Below are 21,660 nucleotides of genomic sequence, written 5' to 3' on the forward strand. Positions count from 1 at the left end.
ACACGCTTTTTACCATAAAATATCGCATCAATAACACATTCCCCGTAACGGGCTTTTTATAACGGATCATGACATGTCAGACCTTACCGCCAACCGCGCCCCACGGCCTTATCCCCCGTTACTTCTGGGTAGCCAGCTGGTTTTCAACATTGGCTTTTATGCCGTCGTGCCGTTTCTGGCCATTTTCCTGCGTGACGATATGCTGCTTTCCGGCTGGGCCATCGGGCTGGTGATTGGCTTACGAACCTTTTCTCAGCAGGGCATGTTTTTAGTCGGCGGTGCGCTGGCCGATCGCTTTGGTGCGCGCGTGATCATCCTGTGCGGCTGCGTCGTGCGTATCAGCGGCTATCTCCTGCTGGCCTTAGGCGACTCACTGTGGCCGATCATCCTTGGTGCCTGTCTGACCGGTGTCGGCGGTGCTCTGTTCTCCCCCGCGATTGAAGCGCTGATGGCACAGGCCGGTACGCAAAGTGAAAAAGAGGGAAAACGCAGCCGCTCCGAGTGGTTCGCCCTGTTTGCCATTTGCGGCGAGTTAGGCGCGGTGCTGGGGCCGTTGCTCGGTTCGGTACTGGCGGGATACGGATTCCAGCGCGTGGCGCTAGCCGGTGCGGGCGTGTTTGTTATCGCACTCATCGTCCTGTTTTTCAGCCTGCCGCCAACGCAGCGTAATCGGGGAGAATTACAGATTGCCCCGTGGTGGGAAACGTTCCGCCAGCGCCGTTTTGTCGCGTTCATCATTGCCTACAGCGCTTACCTGTTCAGCTACAACCAGCTCTATCTGGCGCTGCCGGTTGAACTGCATCGCTCCGGCAGCAGCGAGAAAGATCTCGGTCCGCTATTTGTCCTCGCTTCACTGCTGGTGATCGGATTGCAGCTCCCGCTGGCGCGTTTTGCCCGCCGGGTTGGCGCGGCACGCATGCTGCCACTGGGCTTTGCGCTGCTAGCTGCATCGTTCTTTAGTGTCGCGCTGTTTGCTTCCAGCACGCCACCTGAAGGCTGGCAGCGTCTACTTCCCGCTATCTCGTTAATTACGCTGCTGACGCTGGGGCAGATGCTGATCGTTCCCGTCGGGATGGACCTTATCCCGCGCTTTGCCAACAACCAGAATTTGGGGGCGCACTACGGCGCGCTGGCGTCGATGGGTGGCATCGCCGTTCTGGTTGGCAACTTTATCCTCGGCAGCCAGCTTGACCGCGCGCTGACGCCGTCACCGCAGGCCGCCATTCCGTGGGTGCTGCTCGCCGCCGTGCCGTTGTGCAGTTCGCTGGCGATGATGGTCATCTGCCGCCCGTTTAAATCCGCTCCAACCGTGAATGAATAAGGACAGATTGATGAATATGCGTAATCGCCTGTGGCCCGTTTCTGGCTTGCTGTCAGCCACGCTGCTGCTTTCTGGTTGCTTCAACGAGCCGGAGGAAAACCATTCCTCGCATCATGACGGTCGAATCAAACTGGCGATGCTTCAGCCGCCGCGCTCCGGCCTGACACCGCTGAGCGATGATGCCTTTAAGCTGTCGCGTTGGAGCACCGCAGAAACGCTGGTGGTACTCGATAAACTCGGCGAAGCCCAGCCTGCGCTGGCGACAAAATGGCAGCAGATCGATGATAAATCCTGGCGTTTTGAACTACGCCCGAACGTCCATTTTCACGATAACACCGCCTTAAACGCTGCCACGGTAGTGAATGCGCTCACCGTGGCCTCCACCGCCGCCCCCAAACCGCGCATTCTGGACGGCGTGCAGTTAACGGTAAAAGCCGATGGCGATAACGCCGTCGTTGTCTCCACGGCTAAACCGGATCCGCTGCTGCCGCAGCGTTTATCCAGCCCGCAGTTGGCGATTCTCTCCAGCGCGGCATATGGTAAAAATGGCGTCGTCAATCCGATCAACACCGGAAGCGGCCCGTTCGTTCTGCGTACCGTCACCGGCACCAGCAGCGCGGTATTGGATCGATTCGACGGTTACTGGGGTGAGAAAGCACAGGCCAGCGGTATCGACGTGAGCTTTGTCTCCGACGGCGCAGCACGTGCTGCTGCATTACGTACCGGCACGGCGGACATTGTCGAAGCCATTCCCGTTTCACAGGCACCGCTGCTGGAGCAATCGCTGGTGCATGAAGTGCCAATGCCGCGCACCAATACGCTGTATCTGAATACACGTCATGGCGTGATGCAAGATCCTGCGATGCGTGCCGCCGTGCGCGATGCAATCAATCGCCAGCAGCTGGTAGACAACGTGTATGAGAAACGCGCCGATATCGCGCAGGGTCTGTTAGGCCCTGCACTGCCGTGGGCGGCAGGACTGCGTCAACCTGTAGTGAACCCAGTCAAAGCCGGTACGCCTGCGGGTGCCACCATTACGCTGGCAACCTTCAGCGATCGCGCTGAGCTACCTGAAGTGGCAGTCTATCTGGCACAGCAGCTCACTGCCGCTGGGTTTACGGTAAAACAGGTGGTGCGTGAATATGCACAGATCGAATCCGACGCGCTGGCAGGCAAGTTTGACGCCTTTATCTTATCGCGCGCGACGGTGCTGGATTCCGGCGATCCAGTTGCCTATCTATATAGCGACTTTGCCTGCGAAGGATCATTCAATATCGCTCAACTGTGCCGCCCGGAGATCGATCAGGCGCTGCAAAAAGCAGCGGCGATTCCTGCTGGCGAAGCTCGCCGTCAGGCCATCATGCAGGCAGAAAACCTGATCCTTGCCAGCGATGCCGCGATCCCAATGCTGCATGAGCGTGTGATTCAAGGTGAAAGTGCACAGGTAAAAGACGCACTGCGCGACCCGCGTGAACGCACGCTGATTAACGCCGCTACGCATATTGTTACCAGCGCCAAGTAACGGATAGCGCACCCGCAACCAGAAAGATGACGAGTTTATGAGCGAATCGCTGTATTGCCGCACTTGTGCGACCATCAACCAGACGCAACGCCCGCGATATGGCGTGCTGATCCCGCTGTTTTCGCGGCTGCTGACGCTGGCGGGGATTGTGGTGCTGATTGGCATGTTGCCGTGGCTATCCGGTCAGGATCCGGCGCTGGCGCTGCTGCGCGCCCGTTCCGGCGAGCAGGAAGCGACGGCGGAAACGCTAAACGCAATTCGTCACTCACTCGGGCTGGATCAAGGCCCGCTGCAATTGCTGTTGAACTGGCTGACCGGCCTGTTGCACGGCGATGCGGGCAATTCCTGGGTGTCTGGTCGGCCGGTTCTTCCAGGGATGCTGCAAGCAACGGGTGTCTCGATCACGCTAATGGCCTCCTCAGCGCTGGTGGCCTTCACGCTGGCTGCCGTGCTGTGCGCCCCGACCTTTCGGCAGGGATTGCGCGGTCAGGTTCATCGTTCAGGCGGTCTGTTTGCCGCCTTATTTACCGCGCTGCCCGAATTCCTGCTGGCATCATTTCTGCTGATTGTCGGTGCCGTCTGGCTACAGTGGTTTCCCCCTTATGGCTGGCTAGGCCTGCACTACGCGGTGCTGCCGTCGCTGGCGCTCGGTATTCCAGCAGGCGGCTACCTTGGCCGGATTATTGCCGACGCGCTATCTGCCACCTTCAGCGAAAACTGGCTCACCACCTGGAGTGTGGCAGGTGTGAGCCGCCGTCATATCGCGCTGGCCGTGCTGAAACGCACGTTGCCCAGCGTGATGCCGCTGGTCGGGCTGGTGCTGGTCTCGTTAACCGGCGGTGCCATTGCCGTCGAAAAAGTATTCGCGATTCCCGGTCTGGGACGCGCCACGCTGGGGGCGGCAGCGGCACAGGATCTGCCCGCTTTACAGGTCGGCGTGCTGATTCTCTTACTCATTGCCTCGCTGGCAGGCATCGCCGCCAGCGGCGTGCGGCTGCTGATTCTTGGACGCGCGCTGCGGAGCGGCGCGATGCCCGTGCCGGAAGAGCGTGGTAGCCCCGCGTCTCGCCATGCCATCTGGCTACCGATTATCTGCGTGCTGATCCTGGCGCTACTGTTGCTGGCTGGCCTGCCGCGCGATCCCTATAATTCGGCCTTTCTGCGTCTGCAACCGCCGTCGTTTCTGCTGCCTTTTGGCGCGGATGCGATGGGGCGTGATTTGCTGGCGCGCGTCGCACACGGTACGTTAAATACCTGTCTGCTGGCGTTGGCGGTATCGCTGGCCTGTCTGGCAATTGGCCTGTTGGTTGGGCTCTTTCCGCGTCTGTTCACCGGCCCGATTGAAGTGACTAACGCCCTGCCGCCAGTGATTGCCGGGCTGCTGGTTGCTGCGGTAAACGGCCCGACTGCAACGGGTGCGGCGATTGCCGTGATTGCCGTGAGTTGGGCACCGCTCGCAGCCCACACGGCGGCGTTGGTGGCTGAAATCAATGCGCGCCCTTATATTCGAATGCTGCCGATTCTCGGCGTCGGCCCGATACGGCGCAGCCTGTTCTATATTCTGCCCGCGCTGATTGGCCCGCTTTTCCGTCACGCCATGCTGAAACTGCCGGGCATCGCGCTGGCGCTCGCATCGCTCGGCTTTTTAGGTCTGGGCGCATCACCGCCGACGCCAGAATGGGGACGCGTGCTGGCTGAAGGGATGCCGTATATCGAACGTGCCTTCTGGGGCGTGCTGGCACCAGCAGCGGCACTCGGCGTGCTGTCGATACTGGCGGTAAGCGCAGCGAATCTTTCCGGTCGCCACAAGCACTAATCTATTGCAGGACATCACCTAAGCGCCCGCTTCTCTCCACGTTCACAGCTCTGCCAGATTTCACGATGGCGGGGCTGGGCATCTTCAGTTACGCTGTGAGCTAACCTCTGCCGAAGTACATATGAATATGTGTAGAGCGTGATTAAAGGAGAGAATATGCATAACAGCGGATCCCACGTCAGTCTTACCGTCACTCAGACTCTGGATAAACTGGAAGCGCTGTATGATGACGCCGTTTCGGCGCTGCGCGACGCCATCGGGGACTTCATCAATGATGGCACGCTGCCTGATGCTAACGCGCGTACGGCGGGGCTATTTGCCTACCCTGCTCTCCGCGTTAGCTGGAGTGGCAATTCGACCGGCCATCCTCGTCATCGCGCCTATGGGCGTTTTACCCATCCCGGCAGCTACTCCACTACCGTTACCCGTCCGGCATTTTTGCGCGCTTATCTGGCGGAACAGCTGGCGCTGTTGGAGGGGGATTATGACGTCACCATCGAGGTTAGCCCGTCACAGCAGGAAATCCCGTTCCCTTACGTGCTCGACGGTTCCGATCTGATTCTTGACCGTTCGATGAGTGCCGGTATCGCCAAGCATTTCCCCACGACAGAGCTGTCGCAGATTGGAGATGAAACGGCAGATGGGCTGTTTCACGCCACCACCACGTCGCCGCTGTCACACTTCGACGCGCTGCGTACCGATTTCTCGCTGGCGCGGCTTCGTCACTACACCGGCACGCCAGTAGAACATATTCAGCCGTTCATCCTCTTCACCAACTACACGCGCTATGTCGATGAGTTTGTGCGCTGGGCCTGTGCGCAGATTGCCGATCCCGATAGCCCGTATGAGGCGCTATCTTGTGCTGGCGGTATTTACATCACCGCCGAGACGCCAAACCCCGAGCAGACGGTGTCCGATCTGGCCTGGAAGAACCACCAAATGCCGGCCTATCATCTGATTCCTCGTCAGGGTAAAGGGATTACGATGGTCAACATTGGCGTCGGGCCATCCAACGCGAAAACCATCTGCGATCACCTCGCGGTGATGCGTCCGCATGCCTGGCTGATGATCGGCCACTGCGGTGGCCTGCGCGAAAGCCAGTCCATCGGTGATTATGTACTGGCGCACGCTTACCTGCGTGACGATCACGTACTGGACGCCGTGCTACCGCCGGACATCCCGATTCCCAGCATCGCCGAGGTACAGCGCGCGCTGTATGACGCCACCAAGATGGTCAGCGGTATGCCGGGGGAAGAAGTTAAACAGCGTCTGCGTACCGGCACGGTGGTTACCACCGATGACCGCAACTGGGAGCTACGCTATGCGGCTTCTGCCCTGCGGTTTAACCTCAGTCGCGCCGTCGCCGTGGATATGGAAAGTGCAACGATTGCCGCACAGGGGTATCGCTTCCGTGTCCCTTACGGCACGTTGTTGTGCGTCTCGGATAAGCCGTTGCACGGCGAAATCAAGCTGCCGGGACAGGCAAACCGTTTCTATGAAGGGGCGATTTCGGAGCATTTGCAGATTGGCATCTGCGCTATCGATCTGCTGCGGGCGGAAAGCGATAAGCTGCACTCGCGCAAACTGCGTACCTTTAACGAGCCACCGTTCCGTTAATCGAATGACGCAGTTAGACAGCCGACCCTATTCGGGCGGTCGGCTGCTCTGGCGTGACTAAATACGTTATGTTATAACAAACCAAATACCCTAGCGGATAAGCCCGATGAAAAAAGGTCTGTCAGTTCTGTTTCTTTCCCTGGTGGCGACACAAGCCTCAGCGTTTCAGGCAAAAATGGCTCAGTCTACGGAGAGTGGATTGAACAATAGCGATGAGCCTAAGCGCACCTTTTCAAGCTTTACGCCAATGGGGCTGGAAACCATTCATCCCGGCCAGTGCGATGCGACCTCCATTAACGGCTGCGGTTGCCCATTTTGCACCCAGCTGCGGCTCATTGGTCGCTAGCCCTACGTGACAGAGTCGTTGTTCGCGACATAGCAAAAGCGCCACATTCGTGGCGCTTTTTTACTATCGGTAAGCGGCGTCAATTAATCTCAGGATGCTGTTCGGTCAGCCGCTTTCTTTTCTTCTCCAGTTCGGTGATTTGCTCGTCAATTTCTTCTATTTTTTGCTCGATATTGTCGTACTGTTCCTGCAACAGCTCTTTGGCTTCCGTCCGATCCGATGCCGCTGGCGTTGCGCCTTTCAGGGGCTGGTTAGCGGTTTCACGCATCGACATCCCGGTAATCAGGCCGATCAGCCCAATTACCATTAGGTAGTACGCCGGCATATACAGGTTGCCAGTCGATTCCACCAGCCACGCCGCCGCTGTTGGCGTAAAGCCCGCAACCAGTACGGAAACGTTAAATGAGGTCGCCAACGCGCTATAACGAATATGCGTCGGGAACAGCGCGGGCAGCGTTGAAGCCATCACCCCCGTGAACGAATTCAGCAGTACAGCCAGCATCAGTAATCCGCAGAAAATTAGTCCAATCACATCGCTGTTGATCAAGATGAAGCTCGGCACCGACAGCAGCAGCAGCCCAATACTGCCGCAAATAATAAACGGCCTGCGCCCGTAGCGGTCGCTCATCAGCCCCATCACTGGCTGCACAAACAGCATCCCGATCATGACGGCAATAATAATCATCACCCCGTGATCTTCCGAGTAATTCAGGCTGTGTGAAAGGTAGCTCGGCATATAGGTCAGCAGCATGTAATAGGTGACATTGGTGCTAATCACCATCCCGATACAGATCAGCAGACCTTTCCATTGCTTGGTCACAATTTCACGCAAAGAAATCTTCGGCGGAGATTGGATGCTGTCTTTTGATTCTTTATCAATGTTGTCAACGTGCTGTTGGAATGTCGGCGTTTCTTCCAGCGCATGACGCAAATAAATCCCTATTAATCCGAGCGGCGCGGCAATAAAGAACGGAATACGCCATCCCCAATCCAGAAAGCTTTCTTCTCCCACGATGGAGGAAATGAGCACCACGACGCCCGCGCCCATCACGAACCCGGCAATAGAGCCGAAATCCAGCCAGCTTCCTAAAAAGCCGCGTCGTCTGTCTGGGGAATATTCAGCAACGAAAATCGCGGCGCCGGTATATTCGCCGCCAACGGAGAATCCCTGCGCCAGTTTCGCCAACAGCAGTAATATCGGTGCCCAAATACCAATCGATTCATAGGACGGAATCAAGCCGATACAGAATGTACTCACCGACATGATAATAATGGTGATCGACAGGACTTTCTGGCGACCAAATTTATCCCCCATCGCGCCAAAGAATATCCCACCGAGTGGTCGAACCAAAAAGGGAACCGAGAACGTTGCCAGCGCGGCGATCATTTGTACGCCGGGATCGGCTCCGGGGAAAAAGACCTGTCCGAGCGCATACGCTACAAAACCATATACACCGAAATCAAACCATTCCATCGCATTACCTAATGCGGCGGCGGTAATGGCTTTTTTAAGTCTGGCATTATCAATAATGGTAATGTCCTGAATTTTCATCGGTTCGACTTTTTTCTTTTTAAATCTCATCTTTTTTCCTTTGCTTAAAAAGCGACCATTTATTAAAAATAAAACACTCTCTTTCATGCACAGGGAACCACCCGACTGCACGCTGAAAGAAAAATGAACAGCTTTGGCCGCAATATCTATTACACGTTGATGCTGCTGGATGAAGTATAGAGGAATTTAGACAAAAGCTCGGCTTCTGGCACCGTATGCCTAAATAACGCACAGAGATATCGTAAAAGGAAAATAATGGTAAATAGTTATGACAAAATCATCACATTACTGTTAGAGGGGTATTTTTACTTACGCGAAGTAATCATTTTCGGGTTACGGTTAAAATAGCGCGTAAATGCCAGACTGAAATTAGCAGGGTGTCGATAGCCAACTTGCCATGCCGTCTGCGCCACCTGAAATCCCTGTTCCAGCAGCTGATGTGCCCGTTCCATCCGCATCTGCAATAGCATCTGACCCGGTGTGGTCGCAAAGCAGCGATGAAACCCCAGTTTGAGTCTGGATTCACTCATTCCAGCCTGAGCTGCAATAGAGGCCAGCGTCAGCGGTTCGGCCAGATGCTCACGCATCCAGCGACATACTTGATCCAATTGCTGCCGTTCCTGTGGGCGGATACCACCGCGCTTCTCTTCCGGTTGTAGGACGTGCCGATACTGTGCCAGCAGGCTTAAGGCATGGATATGTCGATTTAGCGGATCGCCATCACTGCACAGCGCATTGACGTGCACCTGACTAGCCGCAGAGACGGGCGTAAATGCGCGCAGCTGTACCCTATCATCGTTAAACAATTGCTCCGCACAGTCCGCGCCAAAATAGCGCGCTGCCGCCGTTTTCCCCACCAGCAGCCGTAGCTGATCGACCTGCTGCTGAGCCTGATAATGGCGCTCGCCCGCGCTGGCACCAAACGTCGTCATCGTGACATGCTGCTGGCGAAACCCGATCGATGAGCCGCCGCAATCGTAATAAGCAGACTCCCCTGCCAGCGCAAACGTCATGATCAGCATCGGCTGCGAATGCGGGTTCTGCGTTTCTTCCACCAAGGCACGATACGGGCGATATTGCGAACGCGCCAGCGACAGATCCGCATCAATACGGCTGAAATCCGACCAGCACTCACCGATGTTGCCTGGCAGTGTTCGACGCGAATCAGAACGATTCACCTCATTCATCCGGCACAGATCGCCCGATGATAATCCCTCTCGCACCCGTTGCTGTCTTTGCACCATCTTCTCCCCGCCGTTTCGCATATGAAAAACGCCGTCTCGCATAACAATGAACATAATAACGATTCTCATTTATAGATAGCATATTCCCTATCGACTGACCATCTATGGGGAAAAACCACTTATGAATCAATTAGAGACGTTATGGCAGCTTGCCGCCAGCAGCGTGAAGGCTGACGCCTTATATCTGGCGCTGGAACAGCAGATTTTCGACCGACTGGAAGAGATCACCACGCCGCAGCAACTGGCGAAAGCGCTGGGCTGGCAGCAGGAGAAAACCGGGTTTCTACTTGAGATCCTGTGGAGCATGCAGCTATTGACGCGCCATCACGACGGCTATCGCACCGCTCCAGCCTGCGCCGCCGTGCTCTGTCGCAGTAGTTCACGTTTTCTGGGCGACGCCTGGCGCTTTCGCCTGACCAGCCTGCGTCAGTTTGGTCAAGGGCTCGGCGACGGCATGTCTCAGCCGCTGCAAACGCAGTTGAGCGAATTACCGCGCGATGCGGCGTGGGCCAATGCCGCGGAACAGCAAATCGCTCAGGAACAGCGGGCAATAACGGCCGACCGTGCCGAGCAGTTGATCGCCAGCCTGCCGGATTTCCCGCAAATCAGACACGTTCTCGATCTGGGCGGCGGCCCCGGCTGGGTAGCGATTACGCTGGCGCTGCGTCATGCTCAGATCTCCGGCACGGTGTATGACCTGCCGCAGACTGCCGCCGTAGCGCAGCGCAATATCGATGCAGCCGGATTATCCGCACGCCTGTCGGAGCAAAGCGGCACGTTTCCCAGTGAAACATACGATCTGATCTGGAGCTCCTCATTCCTGCATTTTGTCGAAGACATTCCCACTATGCTGAGCACGCTCTACGATACGCTGGCATCGGAGGGCACGCTGGTTCTGGCACAGGCGGAGATTGCCGAAGCGCCGGAGGATGCCGCACCGGTTCTGCCGTTCTACCTGCCGATGCAAATGAGTGGACGCCACGTCACGCGGGAAGGTCAACTGACGCAGTGGCTGTTAGAAACGGGCTTTACCTCCGTCGAAACTCGTCGTCATCAGGCATTTCCCATGGCACCGCTGAATGTACTGATCGCCCGCAAACACCGATAACCGCAGATACTTCGTACCCGCTGACACCGGCAAGACTGACAACGCCGCTGCTGCATCATGTTGATGATTATCATATTTCTGCACACCTAAGGTTGTCAGTACGATGCAAAGCGCCTATAAATGACATTACAGGGCGTGACTGATTGAAAAAAGGCGAACCTGCCAGACGTGATAGACATATCACGTCTGGCAGGTTTTTTTGTTTTCATCCCTAAGGAAAAACGCATGGATAAAAAAATCACTGCCAGCCTGATATTACTACTGGCTGCCGTCAGCCAGCCAGCGCTGGCAAACGATCCGCAGGTAACGTTAGACAGCGGTCGCATCAGCGGGACCGAGACGCAAGGCGTCGATGCTTTTAAAGGCATCCCCTTTGCCGCCCCTCCCATCGGCGAACTGCGCTGGCAACCGCCGCAACCAGTGCAAAGTTGGAGTGATATTCGCTCAGCAACGGCATACGGCAAGGATTGCATGCAGAATCCTTTTCCCGGCGATGCCGCGCCGCTCGGTGTTGGATTCAGTGAAGATTGCCTGACCGTCAACGTGTGGCGGCCAGCTAACGTCACAGGCTCGCTGCCGGTGATGGTATGGATTTATGGCGGTGGTTTTGTCAACGGCGGTGCCTCGCCCGAGATTTATTCCGGGCAGGAATTTGCCCGCCAGGGCGTCGTCTTCGTCAGCTTCAACTATCGCGTCGGCCGCTTTGGCTTTTTTGCTCATCCGGCGCTGGCCGACCAGCCGCTGCGTGGCAACTACGGCCTGATGGATCAAATTGCAGCGCTGAAGTGGGTGCAGAAAAACATCGCCGCTTTCCATGGCGATCCGCAAAACGTCACCCTGTTTGGTGAATCCGCAGGCGGTTTTGCCGTCGGATCGCTGCTGACTAGCGAACTCTCGCAGGGATTATTCCAGAAAGCGATTATTCAATCCGGCTCCGGCAGACAAAATATCGTGCCTAACCAAAGCTGGCAAAAAGCAGAACAGGCCGGTCTCACCTTCGCCAGCGCAAATGGCATTAGTGGTCACGATGCGAAAGCCCTGACGGCGCTGCGGCAAATTCCCGCAGATAAAGTGGTGAACGGCCTGAATATGGCCTCCATGAATGCACCGGATTATTCCGGCCCGATGCTCGATGGCAAAGCGATCGCCGCAGAGCCGCAGGATAGCTACCGTCAGGGTAACTTCCAGCGTGTGCCGCTGATGATTGGCGCCACGGATGCCGATATCAGTTTCCCGCCGAAGGTCGCAACGTCAGACGACGCCGTTGCCGTTTTCCCTGCCAGCGATCGGCAGCAGGCTCTTCAGGCTTACCACGGTATGTCACCGCAGGAGATCGCCAAGGCCGTTTCGAGCGACCGTTTCATGGTGGAACCGGCGCGTTTTGTCGCACGTATTTGGGAAAAAGCCGCGCTGCCCGTCTGGCAGTTCCGTTTTGGCTACGTTGCCGACAGCATGCGCAAACAGTGGCCTGCTGCCGTTCACGCCAGTGAAATTCCGTATGTCTTTAACACGGTAACCGCACGCTATGGCGAGAAAACCACACTGCAGGATCGTGCCGTTGCCCAGCAGATGAATCAGTACTGGGTGAACTTTGCCCGCACCGGTAACCCTAACGCCAGCGGTTTGCCGACATGGAGCGCCTATAGCAGCCAGAAAGACAACATTCTGTTTATCCCTGCGGCGGGTGCAGAACAGACTCGCGATATCACCGATCCATGGAAAGCGCGTCTTGATCTGGTCGAAAAACTGGCGGAGAGCGGTACGCCATAGCGCACGTTATCCAGCGTGAAGCCGTTGCAAAGGCGTTTTCGAAGCGTAGAGCCAGCATAAAAAAAGCCAGTCAGTAAGGGCTGACTGGCTTTCGGAGTGAACCTAATAGGGTGCTGCGTGTTTCCGTCTCGTTTTTCACTCTACCGCATATTCCTTCATTTTATTTTCGTCAGGCATTGTGCCATTGAGCTTCTTGAGCACTTCCTTCGCTTCTTTCAATACTCGTGCACATTGCTCGCGCGTGATGGTAAGCGGTGGCTCAATCCTGACCGACTTGGCATTATTCAAGGTGCCCGCAACCAGAACATTGCGTTGGAACAGTTCCTTCGCGAAGGCATACCCGATCTCATTTTTCCTGAATTCGATAGCCTGCAACAGCCCCATTCCTCGCGCTTCGATAATCAATTGAGGATACTCGGCCGCCAGCTGTCGTAAGCCCTGTAACAAGAATTCCCCCTGTATCGCTGCCTGTTCTGGCAGATTCTTTGTCAGCAACTCATTGACGGTCGCCAGTGCCGCCGCGCAGGCCAGCGGATTACCGCCAAACGTAGTGGTATGCAGGAACGGATTTTCAAACAGCACGGAGAAGACCTCTTCCGTTGCCACCGTTGCGCCAATCGGCATCACACCGCCACCCAGCGCCTTCGCCAGACACAGAATGTCAGGCTGCACGCCATAATGCTCACAGGCGAACATCTTGCCCGTGCGGCCCATGCCAGTTTGCACCTCATCCAGAATCAGCAATGCCCCAACCTCATCGCATAACGCTCTGACCGCAGGCAAATAATGTTCCGGTGGCACAATCACGCCGCCTTCTCCCTGAATGGGTTCAAGGATGATGGCAGCCACGTCATCACCGGTCTTCTGGCATTGCTCAACCTGCTTGCGCATGGCGTTGATGTCACCAAAAGCAACATGATGGAAGCCGGGTAACAGCGGCATGAAGGGACGACGAAACGCGGGTTTAGCGGTGGCAGAAAGTGCACCCAGCGATTTCCCGTGGAATGCACCGGTCGCGGCGATAAAGGTATATTTACCGCGCGGCGACTGATAAGCCTTCGCCAGCTTTAACGCTGCTTCAACCGACTCCGTTCCGCTATTGCAGAAGAAGCTGTATTTCAGATCGCCCGGCGTCAGCGCAGCCAGCGTTTTTGCCAGTAATCCCCGCAGCGGGTCGAGCAGTTCCTGACTGTGCAGCGGTTGTCTGGCGAGCTGGCGCTCAACGGAGGCAATCACGTTAGGGTTGCGATGCCCGACGTTAAAAATGCCGTAACCGCCAAGGCAGTCCAGATATTCATTCCCTTGGGTATCAATCAGCGTATTTGGTCCGCTGGCGCGCCATTCAACTGCGCCGTAATCCCCGCCGGTGGTGACAGATTTTCGGTATTCCAGAAAACCCGGGTTAACGTATTCACGAAAACAACTCAAAACCTCTCGATTCAGTGCCGCCATGTCATCGTGGGATAGCGTGTCACTATGAATCCAATGCAGTGCCTGCTGAGTACACTCTAGCGGGTTAAGGTGGGCGTTTGATCTGGACAAAATGCGCTCCTTGAAAACGGACATCACGCGATGCCACTTTAATTAATGCACATAACACGCCAGTCGCCCGCCCCAAATTAGAATAAAATACAAAAACGCGATCTAATCCAAAAATTCAGTAGATGATTTGAACTAAATATGAATATACGGAATTAATAACCAATAAGAATGGCGCATGCCAGTATGAAGAAAATCAAAACAACACGTGATGCTCTGCTTTTGCCCAGCGCGCCCTTTTTTGGGGCACGCCGGGGCTGGACAAACGCGCTATATCAGTCAGTACCCGTTTCTCGTGCAGGACAAACAGAATCCCTAAGCAGGCAGAAGATCCTCAGTGCCGGATCATGATATGACGCACGATGGTGTAATCCTCCAGACCGTACATCGACATATCCTTGCCATAGCCGGACAGCTTCTGACCGCCGTGCGGCATTTCACTCACCAGCATGAAGTGGGTGTTCACCCAGGTACAGCCGTATTGAAGGCACGCGGCCAGACGGTGTGCCCGCCCGATATCGCGCGTCCAGACCGACGAGGCCAGCCCGTAATGCGAGGCATTCGCCCAGCCAATCACCTGCGCTTCATCGTCAAACGGCGTGATGGAGATAACAGGCCCAAACACCTCTTTCTGGACGATTTCGTCTTCCTGCTTTGCCCCCGCCAGCACCGTAGGTTGGAAGTAGAATCCCTGCCCTTTCACCCGCTCGCCGCCGGTCACTACCGTAATGTGCGGCAGCGCTTTGGCGCGTTCGACAAAGCCAATCACGCGTTCCAACTGCGGCTCGGTAATCAGTGGCCCCAGCTCGGTGGTTTCATCATGCGGATCGCCGATTTTCAGCGTCGCCACCGCTTTTCCTAATGCTTCCACAACCTTATCGTAGATCGCACGCTGTACATACAGTCGACAGGCCGCGGTACAGTCCTGCCCCGCATTGTAAAAACCGAAACTGCGGATCCCATCCACCACCTGTTCGATATCCGCATCATCGAAGACAATCACCGGCGCTTTGCCGCCCAGCTCCATGTGTGTGCGTTTTACGCTCGCGGCGGTATGCGACAAAATATGCGCGCCGGTGTCAATCGAACCGGTCAGCGACACCATGTTCACTTTCTCATGCCCCGTTAGCGCATCGCCGATATCCGCCCCGCGCCCGAACACGATATTCACCACACCCGCCGGCAGAATCTCCGCCAGCAGCTGTGCCAGATAGAATGTGGTCAGCGGGGTTTGCTCCGCCGGCTTCAGTACCACGCAGTTGCCCGCCGCCAGCGCCGGTGCCAGCTTCCACGATGCCATCATCAGCGGATAATTCCACGGGGCGATGGACGCCACCACACCAACCGGATCGCGTCGGATCATCGAAGTGTGCCCTTCGAGATACTCTCCCGCTGCCGAACCGCTCAGACAGCGCGCCGCACCAGCAAAAAAGCGAAACACATCAGCAACCGCAGGCACTTCATCATTCAACGCCGCATGGTAGGGCTTACCGCAGTTCAGCGATTCAAGCTCGGCAAACGTTTCGGCGTTTTCCTCGATGGCGTCGGCAATCTGTAGCAGCAGCATCGCACGCGTTTTCGGTGTGGTTTGTCCCCAGTGTGCAAAAGCAGACTCCGCGGCCAGCACGGCTGCATCAACCTGGTGCAAATCGGCCTGCGCAATGGCGGCAATTTGCTCTCCTGTGGCAGGATTAAATACCGCTAACGCCTCGCCTTTCCCCGCGACCAGCTTGCCTTCTATGAGTAATTTATCGTGCATACATTTTCCTTACAGAGAGAAAACCATCTTGTTTTTCATCACTATCTGCAAAATGTCTGTGCAAAAAACCTGCCACGTTGCGTTTACCTGTCGCTACGTTCTGCAACCTGCGGCATTACACTAGGGCGCGTTGCCCGACCCTTTCTGCGTCTGCGTGGCGGCCTGTCTGGCTTCCTCCGCCAGCGCTTCAATCTCTTCTTCCGTCAACTGATCTGATGCTTCATGCACCTTTGCCAGCCCTTCGCTAACCGTCACTTCTTTAGGATCCTGCTCTGAGTCCTTCGTGGTCATCTCGTCTCTCCTGATTAAATAATAAGCCAGCAAAGATAAGTGTAGTCGATGACGAGAATCCGCCAATCTGAAGAAGATTTAACTCTGCTTTTCGGTTCGGCATATGTGATAATAATTATCAATTACACATATTTATTATTCAGGGCCTTACCCGTCGGCGTCAACGGACAGTGCATTGTTATGGATAGTGCATTGTTATGGATAGTGCCGTGCATTGCTATGGATAGCGCTGTGACAAGGGAAAGGGGTTCTGTTGCCGCAGAGTCGGCGGGAAGGTCACCTGACGGGACGTTGGCATGTCAGAGTCTGAACTCAGAATGCTGTTCAACCACTATGCAGAACGGTTGGAACGCTATCTCAATCATAAACTGCGCGACCCTCAGGCAGCAGCCGATCTGGTGCAAGAGAGTTTTTTACGGTTGGCACAACGACTGGAACAGCAAGATGATGTAGACGACAAGAAGGCGTATCTTTATAAGACAGCAAATAATTTGCTGCTTGATCATGTTCGCCACCAGCAACGCTGGCAGATGGCGACGTCCGTTGACGACGCGGAGGCGACGCTGGAATACCTGCCGGATGCTGCGCCTCAGCTCGATCAAACGGCCATCGCCCAGCAGGAACTGGAGCGTCTGGCAAACGTACTGGCGACGCTGCCTGAACGCACGCAGCTGATATTTCATCTGCACCGGTTTGAACACATGACGCAGGCGCAAATTGCTCAACAGTTGGAGATTTCCCTCAGCACCGTTGAGAAGCATCTTGCCATGACGCTGCACGCGATGATGACGATCCGCGCCTCGTGAAATGCGTCGCCCATCGTGAAATAATCACAAATTATTTACGGGTTTATTGCCGTCAGACGTCTACCTATTTAGAGACCCTACACACTCCAGGCCTACAACATGAACGATTATCCCCCTGAAATCCAACAGCAGGCAGCACGCTGGGCCATACGTTTGGCCGAAGCGCCGCTGGACGATGAACAGGAACTGACATTCCAACACTGGCTGGAACAGGATCCGCGCCACCGCCACGCGTTGGAACAGGCAGGGATGCTCTGGCATGGGCTTGGGTCGCTCAGTGCCGAGCAACAGCAGGTGTTGCAGCCACAACCGCCAGCCACCTTTCTCATCAGGCGCGTTAACCGTGCAACACAGTGGAAAATCGCCGCCTTGCTGCTACTGGGTTTCAGTCTCGGCGCGACGTGGGTTTCCGACGGCATCCTCATGCTACGTTCGGATTATCATGCGGCACATCAGGTCAAACACGTTACGCTGCCGGACGGCAGTGAGGTCGATATGGATGCGGGCAGCGCCATTTCGCTCGCCTATACCCCACAAGAGCGGCGCATCACGCTGCTGCAAGGTTCCGCCTGGTTCACCGTCGCCCCAACAACCGCACAGGAAAAACGCCCTTTCCTGGTGGATGCCGCCTCAGGCACCACACAGGCGCTGGGCACGCAGTTCATCGTGCAGAATTCATCACAGACCACGACCGTCGGCGTGGTGGAACACAGCGTGCAGGTCACGGCAAACGGGCAAACGCTGCGGCTTGATGAACAACAGGCGGCACGTTATACCGAGCAAGGGATGACTCGCCTCCCCGGCTGGAATAGCCGCGAGCGCGGCGACTGGCGGCGCGGCCTGCTGATTTTCGATCAACAGCCGTTGGCAGTCGTCATCGCACGTATCAATCAGTATCGATCGGGTACGATCGTTATCCCTACATCAGCCCTGCGCCAGCGTCAGGTCAGCGGCATCTTTTCGCTGAACGAGCTGGATGGCGCATTGCAAACCATCACCACCGAGCTGGGTGCCAAAACCGTTTCATTCCCCGGCGTCACGGTTCTGTACTGATCCTTTCTCCCACCAGTCTTCCCCACTCCTGTCATGCTGCTCAGGAGTGGTCATCACACATGAATTCCCTTTACGTTCACAAGGCCGCAACACGCCGGAGAAAAAATTTAAATATTTTTTTACGGGTTCTGTCATCTCAGCCGTCTTCATATTTAGGTAATGATTTTTATTATCATTTTCATTAAGAAAAAGAGGGTTAATTATCCCTTTGTTTATTAATGCTTATTGATGATTTAACCGATGGCAGACCAGGCGAAAAATGTTTAAAAGAACACAACAGCAAGACAGCCGCTTGTTACAACGTAATCCACTTTCTCTTGCCGTCGGCATCGCACTGTCGTTGTCTGGCTCGCTCCAGTATGCGCAAGCAGAAACGCAGGCCGCCAGCGTTCAGGAAGCGGCTCGCCAGAGCTCCGCCTTTTCCATCGGCGCGCAGCCGTTGAGCAGCGCGTTGCTGCGTTTCGCCGAACAGGCGGGGCTACAGGTCTTTTTTGCCGACGTTAAACTGGAAAATATGCAGGCCGCTGCGCTTCAAGGGCGCTTCACGCCAGAACAGGGTCTGCGCAATCTGATCGGCACTAACCCAGTCGATTTCCAGATCGGCAGCAATGGCGTCATTACCTTGCGCCCTCGTTCAGTCAACGTCGATACGGCAAAAATAGACGACGTGATGACGGTTCGCGCTTTTACCGTCGCCAATCCCGGCGACTGGATCTACGAACAGCCGCGCGCGATTAGCGTTATTTCACGCGAGCAGATGGATAACCGCCCTTCCCGCCACGCCGCCGATCTGCTGGAGCAGTCCGCTGGCGTTTACTCCAGCGTCAGCCAGCAGGATCCTTCGCTGTCGGTCAACATTCGCGGCATACAGGACTATGGTCGCGTCAATATGAATATTGATGGTATGCGGCAGAACTTCCAGAAAAGTGGTCACGGGCAGCGTAACGGCCAGATGTATATTGATTCCGAGCTGCTCTCCGGTGCCACGATTGAGAAAGGTGCCACGAGCGGTATGGGGGGTTCTGGCGCATTTGGTGGTATTGCAACATTTAATACCGTTAGCGCTCACGACTTTCTGGTGCCGGGTAAAGAGCTGGGTGGAAAACTGCACGCCAGCACCGGTGACAACGGCACGCATTTTATCGGCAGCGGCGTGCTCGCACTGGGTAACGAAAGTGGCGATATTCTGGTCGGTGCCAGCGAACGCCATTTAGGTGATTATTGGCCGGGAAATAAAGGAAAAATCGGCGATATTCGCACTGCATCGGGAAGCGAAGAAAACACACTTCGCGCCAGTGACTCACTCAAACATGGCAAAGTGACTGACTCAGGCCACACGATGCACTCCCGGCTAGCTAAAGTAGGCTGGAATCTTCCCGCCAACCAACGTATCCAATTCAGCTATTTGCAGACTCAGACAGACACGCCCAATCCCAGTATGTTAACGAACACTACGTTTCCGGAATTGGGCTGGAAAAAAAGTGGGTTTAGTAAAATCATGTCACGTAGCAGTGCACTGGATTACCACCTGAATCCTGACGATCGCGATTGGCTCGATTTTAGCGCCAAGCTCTACTATGTCGACACCACAGATAAATCAGATACCTATAGTACCAGCAGCGTTATCAATAATAGTTATTGGACGCGCAGCCGGATGCGAACTTACGGCGTGCAGGCACAGAATACCTCGAGCTTCAGTTTACCAGCTCAGCATGCCCTAAGCGCCAACTATGGTATAGACGTTTTCTACGATAAGGCCAACAGTGAGTCCACTCGCGATTCTATGACGGGCGTCACGCCGGATGGCAACCGTTCCCTGGCCAGTCTGTTTGCTAATCTGACCTACGGCTATGATGATTTCCTGACATTAGAAGGTGGCATGCGTTATGACCGCTATCGCCTCCGTGGCACCACGGGAATGGAGATCTCCGAATTCCCATATACGGTGGATAGCCCCTGCACGGCAAATCGCCTAACCCTCTGCCCGAATGTTAGGAGCACTCACCTATGGAAAATAGATAGCGAAGCCGGAAAGCTTTCTCCCACCGCTGCAATTGCCATTAAACCGGGGATAGACTGGCTGGAGTTATTTAGCAATTATGGCAAATCATGGCGCCCACCCGCCATCACGGAAACCTTGACCAGCGGCAGTGCGCACTCCTCATCAACGCAATATCCCAATCCTTATCTGGCACCGGAACGGTCAACCGCGTGGGAAACCGGTTTCAACATTAAGGCCAGCGAGCTGTTTACAGAATCCGATCGTCTAGTTGCCAAAGTCGCGTATTTCGACACCAAGATAAGCAACTACATCAATATGGAAATCGGGCGAATTAAACCAGGTGTCTACACTGGCGTAGGCTCCGGTAATGCTGCCTATGTTAATAACCTGGCAAAAACCCGTTTTCGCGGCATTGAATATCAATTGAACTATGACATGGGTCGATTTTATGCCGACCTGACCTACACCCGGATGATTGGTAAAAATGACTTTTGCTCGAATCCGGCCTGGCTTGGTGGCGCCGTCATTCGTGAAGGGGGGCGAAATAATTACTACGCTACGCCCTATGATGAAGTGAACAATTACGAGCAGTGTAACTACGGCACCGTTTTTAGCTCATCGTCCTATATGCCGAGCGATCGGGGAAGCCTCACGATTGGCACCAGAGCGTTTGATCGTAAATTAGATGTTGGCACGGTGATTCGCTACAACCGAGGCTATCAGGATCGCTCGGCGGTAAATCGGGCAGGAGGCACTGGTAACTTCTACGTCGCTGACTGGCCTAAATATACCCTATTCGATCTCTACGCCAGTTATAAGCTCACAGATAATTTAAAAGTCAGCGGGGCAATAGAAAACGTCACAAATCGTGCGTACCTCGTTAGCTATGGCGATTCGATTTCATACACGCTTGGGAGAGGAAGAACCATTCAGGGCGGAATCGAATATCGCTTTTAAGCATTCTTCGCAGGAACTGCCTGCGTGTGAATCAACCGCACATCATCGTTATATGCGGTTTGTCAGAGGAGGTACAAAACGCCTCCGTTCATTAGATAGAGTATTAATGAGGAATAAAACATGAGTTTAAGTATTCAGTATGACACCGAGTTTTCTAGTTATTCTATCTCCCAGTATCTGACTGAGTGGTCCTCTTTATTCGGCGATGCGAACCACACCAATGGTAACGTCACCGATAGCAACTCCGGAGGTTTCTACGGCGGAACATCTTGGAATAACGGGACACAATATGCACTCACCAGCCCGAATAATGAGACCTCAGCTTTCGTTGCCGAAGGCGATCTGACATATCAATTCTCTAACCACGTTCTGTACGGGCAATTGGATTCACTGGCCTTTGGCGACGGTTTGAGCGGCGGAACTAGCACCGAATACGCTATTCAAGAACCTCAGGTTACCTTTAGCGGTCTGGATCTCTCCAGCATCGTGGATAGTGGCCGTGAGGGCGTGGTGCACGAGGTGATTTACGGCCTGATGAGTGGTCAGGTTCAGCCGCTGCTGACTGCACTGACGAATGCGGGTATCGATATTAACGCCAGCCTGGATAGCCTGAGCTTCGCCACGGCGACCTCCGATGCGGCACTCTCTGCCGATACCGTGGTTGACGTCGTTGGCGTCGCAGAAACGGCCGATCTGCTGGCGGCATAAGAAAACGGCTAAAAGATGACGCTTTTAGCCGTTTGAGTAAACACCGTCGCGGTACGGAGAGAGTATATACCCTAAATAATTCGAGTTGCATGCAGGCGGCAACCGCACGAATCCCCAGGAGCTTACATCAGTAAGTGACTGGGGTAAGTAAGGGAAGCCAACACACATGCGGCTTGAAGTATGACGGGTAAAGAACCGCGGCGGTCTAGTGAGTGTAATAACCGTTGGCAAACCGCGTCAATAGCGGTA

Annotated in this window: 16 protein-coding genes; 11 read left to right on the forward strand and 5 right to left on the reverse strand. The window is 55.1% G+C overall.

Going from position 1 to position 21,660, the window contains the following annotated elements:
* Positions 1-73: 73 nt before the first annotated feature.
* The 5 genes from H4F65_RS06175 to H4F65_RS06195 all read left to right on the forward strand — a co-directional run bounded on the left by H4F65_RS06175 (position 74) and on the right by H4F65_RS06195 (position 6,622).
* On the forward strand, positions 74-1,321 hold the full coding sequence (locus tag H4F65_RS06175; RefSeq protein ID WP_010285570.1) for an MDR family MFS transporter: 1,248 nt from the start codon (positions 74-76) through the stop codon (positions 1,319-1,321).
* A gap of 10 nt (positions 1,322-1,331) precedes the next feature.
* Complete coding sequence (locus tag H4F65_RS06180; RefSeq protein ID WP_010285569.1) at positions 1,332-2,843, forward strand: ABC transporter substrate-binding protein; 1,512 nt, start codon at positions 1,332-1,334, stop codon at positions 2,841-2,843.
* Between the two features lie 37 nt (positions 2,844-2,880).
* Positions 2,881-4,659: an ABC transporter permease subunit gene (locus H4F65_RS06185; protein ID WP_010285568.1), complete on the forward strand. Its 1,779-nt coding sequence runs from the start codon at positions 2,881-2,883 to the stop codon at positions 4,657-4,659.
* A 156-nt stretch (positions 4,660-4,815) separates the two neighbouring features.
* Positions 4,816-6,276 carry an AMP nucleosidase gene (locus H4F65_RS06190; RefSeq protein ID WP_010285567.1) on the forward strand — a complete coding sequence of 487 codons (1,461 nt, stop codon included), beginning with the start codon at positions 4,816-4,818 and terminating at the stop codon, positions 6,274-6,276.
* 106 nt (positions 6,277-6,382) lie between these two features.
* A complete protein-coding gene (locus H4F65_RS06195) occupies positions 6,383-6,622 on the forward strand; it encodes a hypothetical protein (protein ID WP_010285565.1) in 240 nt (79 codons plus the stop codon).
* A 79-nt stretch (positions 6,623-6,701) separates the two neighbouring features.
* Here H4F65_RS06195 and proP read toward each other — a convergent pair whose 3' ends face one another.
* On the reverse strand, positions 6,702-8,204 hold the full coding sequence (proP, locus tag H4F65_RS06200) for a glycine betaine/L-proline transporter ProP (protein ID WP_010285563.1): 1,503 nt from the start codon (positions 8,202-8,204) through the stop codon (positions 6,702-6,704).
* A gap of 275 nt (positions 8,205-8,479) precedes the next feature.
* Entirely contained in the window at positions 8,480-9,487 is a 1,008-nt protein-coding gene (locus tag H4F65_RS06205; RefSeq protein ID WP_010285558.1) for an AraC family transcriptional regulator, read from the reverse strand.
* A gap of 52 nt (positions 9,488-9,539) precedes the next feature.
* Between H4F65_RS06205 and H4F65_RS06210 the strand changes: the two genes are divergently transcribed.
* Both H4F65_RS06210 and H4F65_RS06215 read left to right on the forward strand, forming a co-directional pair.
* Positions 9,540-10,526, forward strand: a complete 987-nt coding sequence (locus H4F65_RS06210) for a class I SAM-dependent methyltransferase (protein ID WP_010285557.1) — start codon at positions 9,540-9,542, stop codon at positions 10,524-10,526.
* A gap of 225 nt (positions 10,527-10,751) precedes the next feature.
* Positions 10,752-12,296, forward strand: coding sequence for a carboxylesterase/lipase family protein (locus H4F65_RS06215; RefSeq protein WP_010285554.1), 1,545 nt, complete (start codon positions 10,752-10,754; stop codon positions 12,294-12,296).
* Between the two features lie 135 nt (positions 12,297-12,431).
* On the opposite strand, the gene ygjG is transcribed toward H4F65_RS06215, so the two are convergent.
* From ygjG to H4F65_RS06230, 3 genes are all read right to left on the reverse strand, one after another.
* Complete coding sequence (gene ygjG, locus H4F65_RS06220; RefSeq protein WP_199559762.1) at positions 12,432-13,838, reverse strand: putrescine aminotransferase; 1,407 nt, start codon at positions 13,836-13,838, stop codon at positions 12,432-12,434.
* Positions 13,839-14,169: 331 nt separating this feature from the next.
* The gene (gene patD / locus H4F65_RS06225) at positions 14,170-15,594 is read right to left on the reverse strand and encodes an aminobutyraldehyde dehydrogenase (RefSeq protein ID WP_010285547.1); all 1,425 of its coding nucleotides are present in this window, start codon (positions 15,592-15,594) and stop codon (positions 14,170-14,172) included.
* A gap of 120 nt (positions 15,595-15,714) precedes the next feature.
* Complete coding sequence (locus H4F65_RS06230) at positions 15,715-15,885, reverse strand: hypothetical protein (RefSeq protein WP_010285545.1); 171 nt, start codon at positions 15,883-15,885, stop codon at positions 15,715-15,717.
* A gap of 296 nt (positions 15,886-16,181) precedes the next feature.
* Here H4F65_RS06230 and H4F65_RS06235 point away from each other — a divergent pair, with 296 nt between their 5' ends.
* The 4 genes from H4F65_RS06235 to H4F65_RS06250 all read left to right on the forward strand — a co-directional run bounded on the left by H4F65_RS06235 (position 16,182) and on the right by H4F65_RS06250 (position 21,411).
* Positions 16,182-16,691 carry an RNA polymerase sigma factor gene (locus H4F65_RS06235; protein ID WP_010285541.1) on the forward strand — a complete coding sequence of 170 codons (510 nt, stop codon included), beginning with the start codon at positions 16,182-16,184 and terminating at the stop codon, positions 16,689-16,691.
* A 99-nt stretch (positions 16,692-16,790) separates the two neighbouring features.
* Positions 16,791-17,744 (forward strand): FecR family protein, encoded by a 954-nt coding sequence (locus H4F65_RS06240; protein WP_010285539.1) that lies wholly within the window; start codon positions 16,791-16,793, stop codon positions 17,742-17,744.
* A 259-nt stretch (positions 17,745-18,003) separates the two neighbouring features.
* Positions 18,004-20,703: a TonB-dependent receptor gene (locus H4F65_RS06245; protein ID WP_039320366.1), complete on the forward strand. Its 2,700-nt coding sequence runs from the start codon at positions 18,004-18,006 to the stop codon at positions 20,701-20,703.
* A gap of 120 nt (positions 20,704-20,823) precedes the next feature.
* Positions 20,824-21,411 (forward strand): heme acquisition protein HasA, encoded by a 588-nt coding sequence (locus tag H4F65_RS06250; protein ID WP_010285235.1) that lies wholly within the window; start codon positions 20,824-20,826, stop codon positions 21,409-21,411.
* Positions 21,412-21,660 lie beyond the last annotated feature (249 nt).

Origin of the sequence: Pectobacterium brasiliense, assembly GCF_016950255.1 — a bacterium.
Lineage (GTDB): Bacteria > Pseudomonadota > Gammaproteobacteria > Enterobacterales > Enterobacteriaceae > Pectobacterium > Pectobacterium brasiliense.

Bases quoted from the DNA above. Each gene is read 5' to 3' on its own strand.
- H4F65_RS06175 (WP_010285570.1), top strand. From the start codon at position 74: ATGTCAGACCTTACCGCCAACCGCGCCCCACGGCCTTATCCCCCGTTA.
- H4F65_RS06180 (WP_010285569.1), top strand. From the start codon at position 1,332: ATGAATATGCGTAATCGCCTGTGGCCCGTTTCTGGCTTGCTGTCAGCC.
- H4F65_RS06185 (WP_010285568.1), top strand. From the start codon at position 2,881: ATGAGCGAATCGCTGTATTGCCGCACTTGTGCGACCATCAACCAGACG.
- H4F65_RS06190 (WP_010285567.1), top strand. From the start codon at position 4,816: ATGCATAACAGCGGATCCCACGTCAGTCTTACCGTCACTCAGACTCTG.
- H4F65_RS06195 (WP_010285565.1), top strand. From the start codon at position 6,383: ATGAAAAAAGGTCTGTCAGTTCTGTTTCTTTCCCTGGTGGCGACACAA.
- proP (WP_010285563.1), bottom strand. From the start codon at position 8,204: ATGAGATTTAAAAAGAAAAAAGTCGAACCGATGAAAATTCAGGACATT.
- H4F65_RS06205 (WP_010285558.1), bottom strand. From the start codon at position 9,487: ATGAGAATCGTTATTATGTTCATTGTTATGCGAGACGGCGTTTTTCAT.
- H4F65_RS06210 (WP_010285557.1), top strand. From the start codon at position 9,540: ATGAATCAATTAGAGACGTTATGGCAGCTTGCCGCCAGCAGCGTGAAG.
- H4F65_RS06215 (WP_010285554.1), top strand. From the start codon at position 10,752: ATGGATAAAAAAATCACTGCCAGCCTGATATTACTACTGGCTGCCGTC.
- patD (WP_010285547.1), bottom strand. From the start codon at position 15,594: ATGCACGATAAATTACTCATAGAAGGCAAGCTGGTCGCGGGGAAAGGC.
- H4F65_RS06230 (WP_010285545.1), bottom strand. From the start codon at position 15,885: ATGACCACGAAGGACTCAGAGCAGGATCCTAAAGAAGTGACGGTTAGC.
- H4F65_RS06235 (WP_010285541.1), top strand. From the start codon at position 16,182: ATGTCAGAGTCTGAACTCAGAATGCTGTTCAACCACTATGCAGAACGG.
- H4F65_RS06240 (WP_010285539.1), top strand. From the start codon at position 16,791: ATGAACGATTATCCCCCTGAAATCCAACAGCAGGCAGCACGCTGGGCC.
- H4F65_RS06245 (WP_039320366.1), top strand. From the start codon at position 18,004: ATGTTTAAAAGAACACAACAGCAAGACAGCCGCTTGTTACAACGTAAT.
- H4F65_RS06250 (WP_010285235.1), top strand. From the start codon at position 20,824: ATGAGTTTAAGTATTCAGTATGACACCGAGTTTTCTAGTTATTCTATC.